General features: G+C 72.1%; 13 protein-coding genes. 4 read left to right on the top strand and 9 right to left on the bottom strand.

Annotation, left to right across the window (positions count from 1 at the left end; translation table 11 throughout):
- Positions 1-3: 3 nt before the first annotated feature.
- Genes B7W94_RS09400 through B7W94_RS09415 form a run of 4 tightly spaced genes read right to left on the bottom strand, consistent with a single transcriptional unit; the run spans position 4 to position 4,809 of the window.
- A complete protein-coding gene (locus tag B7W94_RS09400; protein WP_025105581.1) occupies positions 4-1,053 on the bottom strand; it encodes an ABC transporter permease in 1,050 nt (349 codons plus the stop codon).
- Positions 1,050-2,186: an ABC transporter permease gene (locus B7W94_RS09405; protein ID WP_025105580.1), complete on the bottom strand. Its 1,137-nt coding sequence runs from the start codon at positions 2,184-2,186 to the stop codon at positions 1,050-1,052. Before B7W94_RS09405 ends, B7W94_RS09400 begins: the two co-directional genes overlap by 4 nt.
- A complete protein-coding gene (locus tag B7W94_RS09410) occupies positions 2,183-3,703 on the bottom strand; it encodes a sugar ABC transporter ATP-binding protein (protein ID WP_025105579.1) in 1,521 nt (506 codons plus the stop codon). The genes B7W94_RS09405 and B7W94_RS09410 overlap by 4 nt, the downstream gene beginning before the upstream one ends.
- Positions 3,700-4,809 (bottom strand): Gfo/Idh/MocA family protein, encoded by a 1,110-nt coding sequence (locus B7W94_RS09415; RefSeq protein ID WP_025105578.1) that lies wholly within the window; start codon positions 4,807-4,809, stop codon positions 3,700-3,702. Before B7W94_RS09415 ends, B7W94_RS09410 begins: the two co-directional genes overlap by 4 nt.
- A gap of 115 nt (positions 4,810-4,924) precedes the next feature.
- Between B7W94_RS09415 and B7W94_RS09420 the strand changes: the two genes are divergently transcribed.
- Complete coding sequence (locus tag B7W94_RS09420; RefSeq protein ID WP_253247421.1) at positions 4,925-6,142, top strand: ROK family transcriptional regulator; 1,218 nt, start codon at positions 4,925-4,927, stop codon at positions 6,140-6,142.
- Here B7W94_RS09420 and B7W94_RS09425 read toward each other — a convergent pair.
- On the bottom strand, positions 6,094-7,230 hold the full coding sequence (locus tag B7W94_RS09425; protein ID WP_025105576.1) for a Gfo/Idh/MocA family protein: 1,137 nt from the start codon (positions 7,228-7,230) through the stop codon (positions 6,094-6,096). The genes B7W94_RS09420 and B7W94_RS09425 overlap by 49 nt on opposite strands.
- A complete protein-coding gene (locus tag B7W94_RS09430; RefSeq protein ID WP_085606152.1) occupies positions 7,230-8,036 on the bottom strand; it encodes a sugar phosphate isomerase/epimerase family protein in 807 nt (268 codons plus the stop codon). Before B7W94_RS09430 ends, B7W94_RS09425 begins: the two co-directional genes overlap by 1 nt.
- A gap of 106 nt (positions 8,037-8,142) precedes the next feature.
- Here B7W94_RS09430 and B7W94_RS09435 point away from each other — a divergent pair, with 106 nt between their 5' ends.
- Genes B7W94_RS09435 through B7W94_RS09445 form a run of 3 tightly spaced genes read left to right on the top strand, consistent with a single transcriptional unit; the run spans position 8,143 to position 10,409 of the window.
- Positions 8,143-8,784, top strand: coding sequence for a TetR/AcrR family transcriptional regulator (locus B7W94_RS09435; protein ID WP_025105574.1), 642 nt, complete (start codon positions 8,143-8,145; stop codon positions 8,782-8,784).
- 9 nt (positions 8,785-8,793) lie between these two features.
- Positions 8,794-9,426: a DUF4166 domain-containing protein gene (locus tag B7W94_RS09440; protein ID WP_085606154.1), complete on the top strand. Its 633-nt coding sequence runs from the start codon at positions 8,794-8,796 to the stop codon at positions 9,424-9,426.
- Positions 9,423-10,409, top strand: a complete 987-nt coding sequence (locus B7W94_RS09445; protein WP_085606156.1) for an epimerase — start codon at positions 9,423-9,425, stop codon at positions 10,407-10,409. The genes B7W94_RS09440 and B7W94_RS09445 overlap by 4 nt, the downstream gene beginning before the upstream one ends.
- A gap of 19 nt (positions 10,410-10,428) precedes the next feature.
- Here the strand turns inward: B7W94_RS09445 and B7W94_RS09450 are convergent, their stop codons facing one another.
- From B7W94_RS09450 to B7W94_RS09460, 3 genes are read right to left on the bottom strand one after another with little or no spacing between them, the layout of a single operon-like run.
- Entirely contained in the window at positions 10,429-11,232 is an 804-nt protein-coding gene (locus tag B7W94_RS09450) for a MerR family transcriptional regulator (protein WP_085606158.1), read from the bottom strand.
- Positions 11,222-11,764, bottom strand: coding sequence for a VOC family protein (locus tag B7W94_RS09455; protein ID WP_085606160.1), 543 nt, complete (start codon positions 11,762-11,764; stop codon positions 11,222-11,224). The genes B7W94_RS09450 and B7W94_RS09455 overlap by 11 nt, the downstream gene beginning before the upstream one ends.
- A gap of 33 nt (positions 11,765-11,797) precedes the next feature.
- A complete protein-coding gene (locus tag B7W94_RS09460) occupies positions 11,798-12,742 on the bottom strand; it encodes a DUF1214 domain-containing protein (protein WP_085606162.1) in 945 nt (314 codons plus the stop codon).
- Positions 12,743-12,745 lie beyond the last annotated feature (3 nt).

A 12,745-nucleotide genomic window follows, 5' to 3' on the forward strand; every position in this document is an offset into this window, starting at 1 on the left:
TTGCTAATCTCCTCTGGTTGTAGGGCTTGATGCGGTGGTGCGGTTCTCGGCGTTCTCGGTCCCCGCGGTAGGGACGTCCGTCGGCTGGGGACCGCGCCGGCGGCGGGCTCGGAAGGCGACCCCCGCATAGGCGACGGCCGCGATGATGATGACGCCCTGCACGGCGTCGCGGAGCGTGGAGGGCACGCCCGCGATGTTCAGGAGCAGGAACAGCGCTTCCAGCGCGAAGGCTCCGGCCACGGCGCCGACGATCCACCCTCGTCCTCCGCCGAGCACGACGCCGCCGAGCACCACCGCGGTGATCGCGGTGAACTCGTAGCCGCGGCCGACGGACGGGTGCACCCCCGCGTACCCGACGAGCAGGACGGCGGAGAGGGTGGCCGAGAGGGAGGACAGCACGAACGCACGGGTCGTGACCCAGGCCCGGCGGGCACCGGCGTAGTCCACCGCGCGGGCGTTGTCGCCGATCGCGATGAGGGTCTTGCCCAGCGGGCGCTTGGTGATGACGATGCCGAGGGCGAGCCAGGCGGCGAGCAGGAGGACGGCCCAGGGCAGGAACTCCAGCACGGGGAGGTCGCGGATCCCGCCGCGACCGATCTCCCGGAAGCTGTCGGCCGGGTTCCCCGTGGCCGCGCCGCCCGTCCACCACATCACGCCGCCGAGCAGGGCGAGCATCATGCCCAGCGTCACGATGAACGACGGCACCTTGAGCAGCGTCGTGAGGACGCCGTTCACGAGCCCGACGACCACGCCGAACACGATCATGAGCAGCAGGACAGGGAGGGTGCGGGCGTCGTCCTGGCCGACGAGGTTGCCGGCGATGATGACCTGCGCCGTGATGAGCGATCCCTGGGAGAGGTCGAACTCCCCCGCGATGATCACGAAGTACTGCCCGATCGCGACGATCGCGATGGGGGCGACGCGCTGCAGGTACCGCATGAACTGCCCGGGCTCGGCGAAGCTCGGGTTGAGCACGGCGACCGCGACGAGCAGGATCACGAGCAGCAGGAAGACCGCCCCGCGGGGGCTGACGAGCGTGCGCAGCGCGTTCATGAGCGTCCTCCTTCCCGCACGGAGGCGGTATCCCCGGCGCTGTCGACGGCGGCGACCTCGGTGGTCGGATCGGCGAGCTCGGCGGCCGCGACCGCCATGTCGGCTTCGGCCGCCTTCGCGGCGTCGTCTCCCCCGGTGCGCGTGCCGCCGGCGCCGAAGCGGGGACGACGCCGCACGATGGCCCGCCGGCTGTAGACGGCGACCGCGGCGACGATGACGATGCCGCGCACCACGTCCTTGAGGAAGGGATTCACCTGCAGCACGCTCATGACGTTGTCGACGACGGCGAGGATGGCGACGCCGCCGATGGTGCCCCAGATCGAGCCGCGTCCGCCGAGGAGCAGGGTGCCGCCGAGCACGACCGCGGCGATGGAGAGCAGCGCGTAGCCACCCTGCTGACCGACCGTCGGGCTGCCCACGCCGAGACGGCTGGCGAGCAGGAGTCCGGCGAGGCCCGCGAACACGGAGCACAGCACGTGCGCCCAGATCAGCGGGAGGCGGGTGCGCACGCCGCTGAGCCGCGCGATCTCGGGGTCGCCGCCGACGGCGTAGAGATGGGCGCCGGTGCGGGTGCGGTTCAGCAGCACCCAGACCAGCACGGCGAGCGCGATCATGATGAGCGTGGACACCGGGATCGGTCCGACGCCGGTCGCGCCGATGAGCTGGAACGCCCACGGGACCTCGCCCGCCGAGCCTTCGAAGTTCGTGTTGAGGATGCCCTGGAGGATCAGCCCGACGCCGAGCGTCGCGATGAAGCCGTTGACTTTGAGCACGGTCACGATGAGCCCGTTCACGAGCCCGATCCCCGCGCACACGAGGAGCGTCACGATCACGGCGAGCGGGATGTTCCCCGCGTTCCCGGCCATCATCGTCGCCGCGAGCAGGCTCGACAGGCTGATGACGTAGGTGACCGACAGGTCGAGCGAGGCCCCGAGCACCACGAGCGTCTGCCCGATGGCCACGAGGCCGAGCACGCTCATCCCGGTCAGGATGTCGCGGATGTTCCCCGGGCTGAGGAAGTTGCGACCGACCGTGGCGACGAGGATCGCGCCGACCACGAGCGCGAGCAGCAGGATGCCGAGCACGATGACGGTCGAGTCGATGCGGAGACGGGCTCCGGTGCGGCGGCTCATCGCGCACCCCCGTTCGTCGAAGGACCGCGGTCGGCGCCGGTGGCCGCCGCGAGGATCTCGTGCTCGGCCGCACCGGCCGGCAGCTCGGCGACGAGTTCGCCGTCATGCATGACGAGGATGCGGTCGCTCATGCCGATGACCTCCGGGAGCTCGCTCGAGACCATGAGCACGGCCTTCCCCTGTGCCGCCAGCTCGCGCATGAGCTGGTAGACGGCGTACTTGGCCCCCACGTCGATGCCCCGCGTCGGCTCGTCGAAGAGCACGATCTGCGGCTGGGTGAGCAGCCACTTCGCCAGCACCACCTTCTGCTGGTTGCCGCCGGACAGGAAGCGCACCTCCTGGTCGAGGCCGCGCGACGACACCTCCAGCGTGCGGAGCACCCCCGGCACCTCCCGGCGCGACGCCGCGGCGCGTCCCGCGAACACGTTCCGCACCACGAGCAGGGCGTTGTCGAGGATCGACTGTCCGAGCGCGAGCCCCTGCGCCTTGCGGTCCTCCGAGACGAGGGCGAGCCCGGCGCGCACGGCCGCGCGTGGTCCGCCGATCCGCACCGGCTTCCCGTCGATCCGCACGGCGCCGCGGGTGAAGGCCTGGATGCCGAACACGCCCTCCACCAGCTCGGTGCGCCCCGACCCCTGGAGCCCGGCCACCCCGACGATCTCCCCCGCACGGAGCATCAGCGACACCCCGTCCACGTAGGCGTTCCCGCAGCCGTCGAGCTCGAGTCGAGGCGCGCCGACCGCCGTGCCGGCCACCGGGTCGGGGAAGTACGACTGGATCGACCGCCCCACCATCCGGCGCACGAGCTCGTCGGTGGTCAGCGCCGCTGTCTCGTCCGTGGAGACGAGGGCGCCGTCCTTGAGGATCGTGATCCGGTCGCAGAGGTCGAAGATCTCCTTCAGCCGGTGCGACACGTAGATGACGGCGACCCCTCGGGACGTGAGCCGGCGGATGATCGCGTACAGCAGCTCCACCTCGCGGTCGCTGAGGGCGGCGGTCGGCTCGTCCATCGAGATCACCTGCGCGTCGAACGACAGCGCCTTCACGATCTCGACGATCTGCTGCTCGGCCACCGTCAGCGAGCCCACGCGGGACTGCGGATCGATGAAGGAGACGCCGAGATCGCTCAGCAGCTCCCCGGTACGCACGTTCATGGCCCGGACGTCGATGAGCCCCGCGCGCCGCGGCTCCCGGCCGAGATAGACGTTCTGCGCGACCGTGCGCTCCGGGAGCAGGGTGAACTCCTGGAACACCGTGACGATGCCGGCGTCCATCGCCTGCCGCGGGTGCGCGTGGCGCACTTCCGCGCCGCGGTACGTGATCGTCCCCTCATCGGCCGGCTGCACGCCCGCGATGATCTTCATGAGGGTGGACTTGCCCGCGCCGTTCTCGCCGACGAGGCCGTGCACCTCCCCGGGCCGCACGTCGAAGTCGATGCCCTTCAGCACCTCCACGCCGAAGAACGCCTTGCGGATCCCGGCCACCCGCAGCACCGGCTGCGTCGTCGTCGCGGTCATGCCGGCACCTCCGTCCAGCGGCCCTCGTGGGCGGCGGAATCGAGCACGGCCTCGGTCAGCACGGCCGCGCGGTGGCCGTCGGCGAACGTCGGCAGTCCATCGGGGACGTCGCCCGCGATCGCGGCGTAGACGTCGGCGACGAAACCGTTGAAGGCATCCTGATACCCCATGGCATGCCCGGCCGGGACACGCTGCAGCCGGGCGGACTCCGGGTCGGCCGTGGCGGGGTCGCGCAGCAGCAGCCGCGACTCCTCGCGCATGCCGACCCAGAGCTCCTCCGGCCGTTCCTGCTCGAACCGCAGACTCTGCCGCGTCCCGTGCAGCTCCAGGGTGAGGGCGTTCTTGCGGCCCGCCGCCATCTGCGAGATGAGCAGCGTGCCGAGCGCCCCCGCCGAGGTCTCGACGAGCACGGCGACGATGTCCTCCGTGTCGACGGCCTGCCCGGCCCGCTCGGCGAAGACCCGGCGGGTACGGGCGCTCAGGGCGCGGATCCGGTCACCCGTGACGAACTCGAGGAGGTCGCACAGATGCGAGCCGATGTCGGCGAACGCGCGGGAGGCCCCGCCGGACGAGGATCGCACCCGCCAGTCGTCGTCGGTGGGCCGCAGCATCCAGTCCTGCAGGTACGAGCAGTCCAGCGTGAGCAGCTCCCCGGCCTCGCCGCGGGCGATGCGCGCCCTGGCCTCCCGCACCATGGGGTGGTATCGGTACACGAAGGGGACGGCCGCGACGAGCCCGCTCTCGGCGGCTTCCGCGGCGAGCGCGGCGGCGTCGGCGGCGGTCGTGGCGAGGGGCTTCTCGCACACGACATGCTTGCCCGCCCGCAGCGCGCGCAGGGCGAGGTCGGCATGCGTGGCGTTCGGGGTGCAGATGTGGACGACGTCGATGTCGTCGGCGTCGAGCAGCGCCTCCGCGTCGTGCTCGGCGCGTGCGGCGCCGAGCAGCTGCGCGGCATCCCTCGCGCCTTGGGCGGACCGGGTGGCGACGGCGCGCAGCGCGCCGCCCGCGTCTCGGGCGGCCGTGCGGTGCACGCGGGCCATGAAGCCCCCGCCGAGGATCCCGGTTCGGATCGTCCCGAGACCGGTGTCAGTGACATCCGTTGTCATGGCGGCGAGTCTGACACAGCGGTCAGGACTTTTGCTAGCCCTTCGTCAAAAGTTGTTTGTAACGAATCTGAAGTCGCACAGCCGACTGCGAGAAGTGCTGTGCTTTACTGACGCCATGGTTGACGTGCTGAGGCCGCTCGCGACGCCCTCCCCCGGGACCGGCGAGATCTTCCAGATCCTCCGCGACGGACACGCGCGCACCAAGACGGAGCTCGCCGCCCTCACCGGCCTCGCCCGCTCCACCGTCGCCTCCCGGGTCGACGCGCTGCTGGCCGCCGACCTGCTCCGCCCCGCCGGTGAAGCGGTGTCGACCGGCGGTCGTCCTCCCGCCCGCGTGGCGTTCAACCCCCGCGCCGGACTCGTCCTCGCGGTCGACCTCGGAGCCACGCACGCGACCGTCGCCGTGGCCGACCTCGCCGGCGTGATCCTCGACGCGCGCACCCGCGCGATCGACATCGGCGACGGCCCCGAGGCCCTCCTCGACGCGATCCTCGCGGAGGGGACGGCCCTGCTCGCCGTGACCGCCGAGGGCCTGCCCCTCGTGGGCGTCGGCATCGGCGTCCCCGGCCCCGTCGAGCACTCCACGGGGCGCCCGACCAACCCGCCGATCATGCCGGGCTGGGACCGCTTCGACGTCCCCGGCTACGTGCAGCGCACGTTCGACGTCCCGGTCCTCGTCGACAACGACGTGAACATCCTCGCGCTCGGCGAGCAGGCCACGAGCTGGCCACGGGTGGACGACCTCGTGTTCGTGAAGGTCTCGACCGGCATCGGCGCCGGCATCATCGCCGGTGGTCAGCTGCAGCGCGGCGCCCAGGGGTCGGCGGGCGACATGGGTCACGTCCAGGTGCCGATGAGCGCCGGCTCGGGGCGGGAGCCGGGCGACGAACGGGATCTCGAGGCCCTCGCGAGCGGTTCGGCCCTCGCCGTCGCGCTGCGCGCCGAAGGCCACGACGTGCACAGCGCCTCCGACGTCGTCGACCTCGTCCGCGCCGGCAATGCGGCAGCCATCGAGGCAACCCGCCAGGCGGGTCGCGATGTCGGCGAGGTGCTCGCGACGGTCGTGAACCTGCTCAACCCGTCGATCATCGTGCTCGGGGGCAGCATCGCCCGCGCGGGAGAGCACCTGCTCGCCGGCGTCCGCGAGGTCGTCTACCGCCGCTCGATCCCGCTCGCCACCCAGCACCTCGCGATCGTGCAGTCGCAGGCGGGCGACCGCGCCGCGGTGCTGGGGGCGGCGATCATGGTCGCCCGCGAGGTGCTCTCCCCCGCGAACGTGGACCGCTACGTCGCCGCGAAGGGATCGAAGTCGGCGGGCAGCGCGCCCACCTGATCCAGCGTGCTCGCGACCTCCACGAACGTGCGCCGCGCTGCGGCCTCCTCGATCGAGAGGAGCGTGTCGAGCACGTGGTACCCGAAGTCGCCGGTGGCGACGTGCGGTCGGTCCTCCGCGATCGCGCGCACCATGTCGAGCAGCCCGAGCCCGCGCCCCGCGAGCACCCCCTCCGGCGCGACATCGACGACCTCCTGCACCACCGGCTCCGGTGGCACGAAGTGCCGGGACAGCGGCCGGGTGATCGTGATCGGCCCGCCGAACGTGTTCGGGTCGGGGATGACGAGGGTGCCCTCGGTTCCCGTGATCTCCACGATGCCCTGCCGCACCAGCGGCGAGTCCGTGCTGTAGAGGCTCTGCGCCTGACCGCCGCCTTCGAAGTCCATCAGGACGCTGAGCGTGGACGGGATCTCGACCGGGAACTCCTCCCCGGCGCGGTCGCCGACCTGCACGCGGCGGGTCGGCGACCCCTGCAGCCCGAGGGCGGCCACGGCGGCCACCGGCCCGAAGACGTGGACCAGGGTCGAGACGTAGTACGGCCCCATGTCGAGGAGCGGCCCCGCCCCCTTCGCGTAGAGGAACGCGGGGTTCGGGTGGAAGATCTCCGGTCCCTGCCACTGGAAGGTCGTCTGACCGAACAGCGGACGGCCGATGTCGCCGCGGGCGATCGCGCGCTTCGCGGTCTGCACGCCGGGGCCGAGGACGGTGTCGGGCGCGACGCCGACACGGAGTCCGGCCGCTGCGGCCGTCTCCAGCAGGCGTCGCGCCTCCTCGCGGTCCACGCCGAGCGGCTTCTCGGTCCACACGTGCTTCCCGGCGGCGACGATCGCCTCCGAGACGGCGACGTGCGCGGCCGGGATCGTGAGGTTCACGACGATGTCGATGTCGGGATCGTCGAGCACGACCTCCACACCCCCGGCCCGCGGCACCCCGTACGCCGCGGCCTGCGCGCGCGCCCGCTCCTCGACGAGGTCGCCGATCGCCCGCACCTCCACGTCCGGGAAGCGCGTGAGGTTCTGCAGGTATTGATCGCTGATGTTTCCGGCGCCGATGAGGCCGACGCCGACGACGCCACCCCCGCGCACCATCAGCGCGCGGCCTCGGCGTCGAGGAAGACCCGGCTGCGCTCGATGGCGTCGAACAGGTCACCGTCGTAGTGGTCGAACTCCACGATGGCGAGTTCGAGCGCGGGCGCGGCGGCGATGGCCTCCCGGAGCGGCACGGCCCCGTCGCCCGCGGGCACCTGATCGGCCGGCGGGTACGCGTCCAGCAGCGCGGGGTCGAGGGTGCCGTCCTTCGCGTGCACCGCGATCACGCGCTCGCCGAGACGCTCCACGAGGGCCACCGGGTCGACGCCGCCCCGGGCGACCCAGTACAGGTCGACCTCCAGCACGACGCGCTCGTCGAGGTGCCCCGCGAGGATCTCCAGCCCGGTCACCCCGTCGAACACCGCCTCCAGCTCATGCGCGTGGTTGTGGTAGCCGACTCGGACACCGGCCTCCGCGCCGATCTCCGCCGCCTCGTTGAGCAGCCGGGCGGTCTCGACGATCTGGTCGACCGATTCCCAGCGCGCCGGCTCGGTGTAGGGATCGATCACCGTGTCCATGCCGAGCGTCTTCGCGGCCGCGAAGACCTCCGCGGGCGGAGGGACGGGAGCCGTGGTGCCGGAGCCGTCCGGGCGCACGAAGGTCGGGGTCGCGAGGAACGCATGCCCGGACGGGGCGGTCAGTCCCGCGGCCGACACGGCGGCGGCCATGTCGTCCGCCCGGCGCACGAAGTCGTAGGGCTCGACCGCGGTGAACCCGCGCGCCGCCACCGCGGCGAGCGTGCCCTCGAGGTCGGCCTCCAGCTGCTCGCGGATCGTGAACAGCTGCAGAGAGGTCTGGATCGTCATCGGTCGTGCTCCTCGGTCGTCGGTGACAGGCGGGCGTTGCGCGCCCTGCAGGCACGTTAGCACCGAATACCTCCAGGTGGAAGTTTCTTGTCGATAGACTCGGGACATGCCCGCCGCCCCCTCCGACGACTCCGGACGCCCGCGTCCCCGCGGGACGTACGCCAAGGGCATCGCCCGCCGCCAGGAGATCCTGGACCGCGCGATCGAGGTGTTCGCGGCCCGCGGCGCCGACCGCACGAGTCTGCGGGCGATCGCGAAGGAGGTGGGGGTGACGCATGCCGCCCTCACCCACTACTTCGGGTCGCTGGAGGAGCTGCTCGTCGCGGTCTACGTCGAGAGCAACGCCCCGGGACGCAAGACCGAGCCGGAACCCGCGAACCCCGTCGAGGGGATGATCCGGTCGGCCAGAGCCAACCGCGAGGTCCCCGGTCTGGTGCAGCTGTACTCCACGCTCGTCGCCAGCGCGCTCGAGGAGGGCCATCCTGCCGCCCGCGCCTTCGCGACCGAGCGCTTCGCCCGCCTGCGGGCCGACATCGCCGAGACGGTCCGCGAGCAGCAGACGGACGGGCGCATCCGGGCCGACGTCGATCCTCTCGCGGTCGCCGCCCTCGTCGTCGCGGCCTCGGACGGCCTGCAGACGCAGTGGCTGCTGGACGACACGGCTCCGCAGCACGAGGCCCTCGCCCTCCTCGACCGTCTGCTCCGCCCGGCGGACGGCACGGGCCGGGGCGGCGTCCCCGAGGGCTAGGCTCGAACCGTGACGCCCGTGCCGCAGTCCCCGTACGCGAGGGCCCTCGGCGAGCGCCTCGCCGAGCTTCACCCCCGACTCCGGACCTACTTCCAGGCGGTCCCGGACGGGATGGTCGGCGTCGGCGAAGGCACGTTCCAGCGCGTCGGCACGCCGCGCCGCGCGCTCTGGCCGCTCCTCCGCCGCCTCGAGCGGCGCGGGGTGATCGCCGCCCGCTGGGAGCGCGACGTGCCCTTCCGCATCGAGAACCGGACCATCGCCTCCCGCGCGATCGCCGAGCGCACCTTCCGGTTCGCGAGCGGGCCGTGGGTCATGCGCGACGCCGTGGCACCGACGCGGCACGGCCGCATCGTCGACGAGCTCGGCGAGCCCGGGCTTGTCATCGCCTGCTTCGCCGTGGAGCCCCGCGCGGGCGCCCTGCACCTGACCAGTCGCGCGGTGGGCATCCGTCTCGGGCGCTTCCGGCTCCGCATCCCGCGGATCGTGGCTCCCGTGGTCCGGCTCGTCGAGCGCTGGGACGACGAGGCCGGTCGTCAGCGGGTGCGCCTGACGGTCGACGCCCCGCTCCTCGGCCGCCTCTACGAGTACCGGGGCAACTTCGACTACGCCCTCGAACCCGATCGGAAGGACGACAGCGCATGAGCACGGACCGGGCGGTCATCGGCGGGGCCACAGGGTTCATGGGGCGATTCCTCACGGCGCGACTCCGGGATGCCGGGCGCGAGGTCGTCACGATCTCCCGCTCGGGAAGCGACCTCACCTGGAGCGATCAGGACGGCATCGACGCCGCCGTCGACGGGGCCTCGCTCGTGATCGGCCTCGCGGGCAAGAGCGTGAACTGCCGCTACACGCCGCGCAACCGTGCCGAGATCTTCCGCTCCCGCCTGGACACGACCGCGGCCCTGAGCCGCGCCATCTCCCGCGCGGCCACCCCGCCCCCGCTGTGGATCAACTCCTCGACGGCGACGATCTACCGGCACGCCGAGGACCGGCCGATGACGGAGTCCTCCGGCGAGATCGGCACGGGCTTCTCGGTCGAGGTCGCCAAGGCGTGGGAGCGTGCACTCTTCGCCGACGCGCTCCCCGGCACCCGCCGCGTGGCCCTCCGCACCGCCATCGTCCTCGGCGACGGCGGTGTGCTGGAACCGCTGCGCACGCTCGCGCGGCGGGGGCTCGGCGGCCCGCAGTACGACGGGTTCTGGCCGGTCGGCCCCGCGCGCCGCGCCGCCGGTACCGCCCACCACCCCGGCGCCCGTCGCGGGCGACAGCGCTTCAGCTGGATCCACATCGAGGACGTGGCGCGCATCATCGAGTTCCTCGAAGCGACCCCCGCTCTGGACGGACCGGTCAACGCCGCCTCGCCGCACCCCGTCGACAACGCCGCCTTCATGGCCACCGTGCGCCGCGTGCTAGGGGCGAAGGTCGGCCCGCCGATGCCGCGCTGGATGCTCGAGCTCGGCGCCATCGGCATCCGCACCGAGACCGAGCTCGTGCTCAAGAGCCGCTGGGTCCTCCCCGAGAAGCTCACCGCCGCCGGCTTCACCTTCCGCTACCCGGACCTCGAGGAGGCCGTCCGTGCCTCGTTCGCCGTCACGGACGCGAATCCCCGGACGCACGCGGCCTGACCCGGCGGGCGCAGAGGGGTCACCGCCAGACCGCTGACTCCGGATCGATGCCATGACGCCGGGCCTCGGCCTCGATGCTGCGGCGGAACCACTCCGCCAGCCCCGCGCGGATGCCGTCGTAGTGCGCCGCGTAGCCGGGGTCGGCGACGAACAGCCGACCGAGCACGACCTGCATCTCCCTGCTCAACGGGAAGTATGCCGAGAACACCGCACGGTGTCGCTCGACGAGCGCATCGGCGTCCGCCGTCCCGGGAGCCACACCGGCATCCATGGCCGTCGCGAGGGCGGACTCGAACTCCCGCATCGCGTCCGCGACCGCCTGCCATTCCCCCGCATCGCGCGCGGCGGATCGCTCCGCGTACTGCTGCCACTGCACCGTGTCGCCCCAGCGGCGGCGCGCGTCGAGAGGCCAGGACGGGTCCCAATCGGGCCCGAACACCGCGCGCTGCTCGCCCGCGCTCAGCATCAGGCCGCGCTCGTGGGAGGTCACCATCCGCTCCAGTTCAGCCTGCAGATCGGTCAGGCGTGCGATCCGGGTCGCGAGCTGCTCCTGCTGCGCGCGCAGCGCGGTGAGGATGTCCGTGGCCGGATCGTCCAGCAGCCGGCGGATCGCCTCGAGGCCGAGACCGAGTTCGCGATAGACGACGATGCGCCGCAGGCGCTCCTGATCGACGTCCGTGTACACCCGGTATCCGGCCGCCGAACGCGCGGACGGACGGGCTAGACCGATGTCGTCCCAGTGATGCAGCGTCCGCACCGTCACCCCGGCGAGCGCCGCGGCCCGACCGACGGTCAGGTCCGCGGCGCCGCTGTCATCCGGCATCCACTCCTCCTCCGACCTCCGCCGTGTCCGCGGGCGGACGGATGCCCATCTCCGCGAGGGTGGCCGCCTCGACGCTCGCCGGCTCGTAGGGCTTCGCCGCCGTGAAGACGACGCGCACGTTCTCGGGGGTCACGATCTCCACATCCCGGGTGTTCCAGGGCGTGTCGATCGGATCCCCGACCGTGCCGGGACCCCACGCACGACAGGCCGCCACGAGCGGCTCGATCTGGCCGAGCACGCACGCGAAGCTGACCCGCAGGCCGGGTGCTGTCTCCTGTGCGGTCTCGCCCGGCACGAGCAGCACATCCTGGAAGGCCCACCGCCGGAGGTGGACGATCCGCCCCGGCACCCCGAAGAGCTCGAAGAAGCCCAGGCCCCGCGTCCAGAACTCGACCGAGGCGGCGAGGTCCGTCGTAGGGATGGTGACGAAGGCGGGCATCCCGTAGATGCCCCGGAACAGCTCCGGTGCGACCGCGTCGGGGCCCGGCGCCGGCACCGGGCTCATCTCGAAAGCGTTGTAGTGATCAGTCATGACTCCACGATCGGGCCTCACGCGGCGTCAGGGTCAAGCCGATTCCCGGAGCGTCGGGAACGTCCAGCTGCCGTCGAGCACCTCGGGGCGGGGGCGGTAGAGGCGGACGAGGTAGTTCCAGCCCTCCGTGATCGGGAGCACGTTCGGCACGCCCTCCGGATGGTCGCCGAAGCGGACGGTGATCGTGCCGTCGTCGTTGCGGACGCCGGTGATGTCGTTGATCGTGTAGGCCTCGCGATCGTTCGGCTCGAAGAAGCCGTCGGCGTTGTACACCGAGATCGACCAGAAGCCGTCGACGGGGACCTCGTCGACCGTGAGCTCGTAGCGGCCCACCGGCAGACGCGGATCGACGCCGATGTAGCTCGCCTCGGATGAGGGAAGCCCTCCCCAGCCCGCCGCCGTGCCGATGAGGTGCCGCACCGGGTCGACCTCGTCCTCGCTGCCGAACATGCGGTCGAAACCCCGCAGGTTCCGGGCCAACGCGAGCAGCGCCTGGCGGGTCTCATCGAGGCTGACGGTGTCGTAGTCCGGCATCGCGAAGGGCGTGGCCGATCCGCTGTGCAGCGCGATGCGGTCCTGCAGCGCCCCCACCTCCGCCACATCCGCCGGGTCCGCGGGGTCCACGAGGATGCGCACGGCCAGCACGACGTACGGCGTCCCGAACTGCGCCTCCGTCAGCGTGTGCTCGCCCGCCTCGTGGAAGATCGCATCCACATAGTGGTGCTCGTTGACGACCATCGCCGAGAGGTAACGGTCGCCGTGCTCCGGGATGCTGAACGTCGCGCCCTCGCTGATGTCGAGGACCGCGAAGCTGTACAGCGTGTCGCGGTTCAGCCGGATCACGGTCTGCCGGTCGATCGCGGCCGGAGCCCGGTTGTGTAGGAACCGGTCCACGCCCCCGGCCTCCTTCTGGAGGTCGCGCATCATGCGGTGGGTCTCGGCGAGGGCGAAGTTGTCGACGTTCACGAGGATGCTCATGAC

Source organism: Microbacterium sp. LEMMJ01, from assembly GCF_002114135.1.
Classification (GTDB): Bacteria; Actinomycetota; Actinomycetes; order Actinomycetales; family Microbacteriaceae; genus Microbacterium.

What these genes read in the sequence shown, in the direction of transcription:
- B7W94_RS09450 (WP_085606158.1), bottom strand. Translation starts at nt 11,232, where the DNA reads ATGCCGGATGACAGCGGCGCCGCGGACCTGACCGTCGGTCGGGCCGCG.
- B7W94_RS09435 (WP_025105574.1), top strand. Translation starts at nt 8,143, where the DNA reads ATGCCCGCCGCCCCCTCCGACGACTCCGGACGCCCGCGTCCCCGCGGG.
- B7W94_RS09405 (WP_025105580.1), bottom strand. Translation starts at nt 2,186, where the DNA reads ATGAGCCGCCGCACCGGAGCCCGTCTCCGCATCGACTCGACCGTCATC.
- B7W94_RS09430 (WP_085606152.1), bottom strand. Translation starts at nt 8,036, where the DNA reads ATGACGATCCAGACCTCTCTGCAGCTGTTCACGATCCGCGAGCAGCTG.
- B7W94_RS09410 (WP_025105579.1), bottom strand. Translation starts at nt 3,703, where the DNA reads ATGACCGCGACGACGACGCAGCCGGTGCTGCGGGTGGCCGGGATCCGC.
- B7W94_RS09455 (WP_085606160.1), bottom strand. Translation starts at nt 11,764, where the DNA reads ATGACTGATCACTACAACGCTTTCGAGATGAGCCCGGTGCCGGCGCCG.
- B7W94_RS09425 (WP_025105576.1), bottom strand. Translation starts at nt 7,230, where the DNA reads ATGGTGCGCGGGGGTGGCGTCGTCGGCGTCGGCCTCATCGGCGCCGGA.
- B7W94_RS09415 (WP_025105578.1), bottom strand. Translation starts at nt 4,809, where the DNA reads ATGACAACGGATGTCACTGACACCGGTCTCGGGACGATCCGAACCGGG.
- B7W94_RS09445 (WP_085606156.1), top strand. Translation starts at nt 9,423, where the DNA reads ATGAGCACGGACCGGGCGGTCATCGGCGGGGCCACAGGGTTCATGGGG.
- B7W94_RS09400 (WP_025105581.1), bottom strand. Translation starts at nt 1,053, where the DNA reads ATGAACGCGCTGCGCACGCTCGTCAGCCCCCGCGGGGCGGTCTTCCTG.
- B7W94_RS09420 (WP_253247421.1), top strand. Translation starts at nt 4,925, where the DNA reads ATGGTTGACGTGCTGAGGCCGCTCGCGACGCCCTCCCCCGGGACCGGC.
- B7W94_RS09460 (WP_085606162.1), bottom strand. Translation starts at nt 12,742, where the DNA reads ATGAGCATCCTCGTGAACGTCGACAACTTCGCCCTCGCCGAGACCCAC.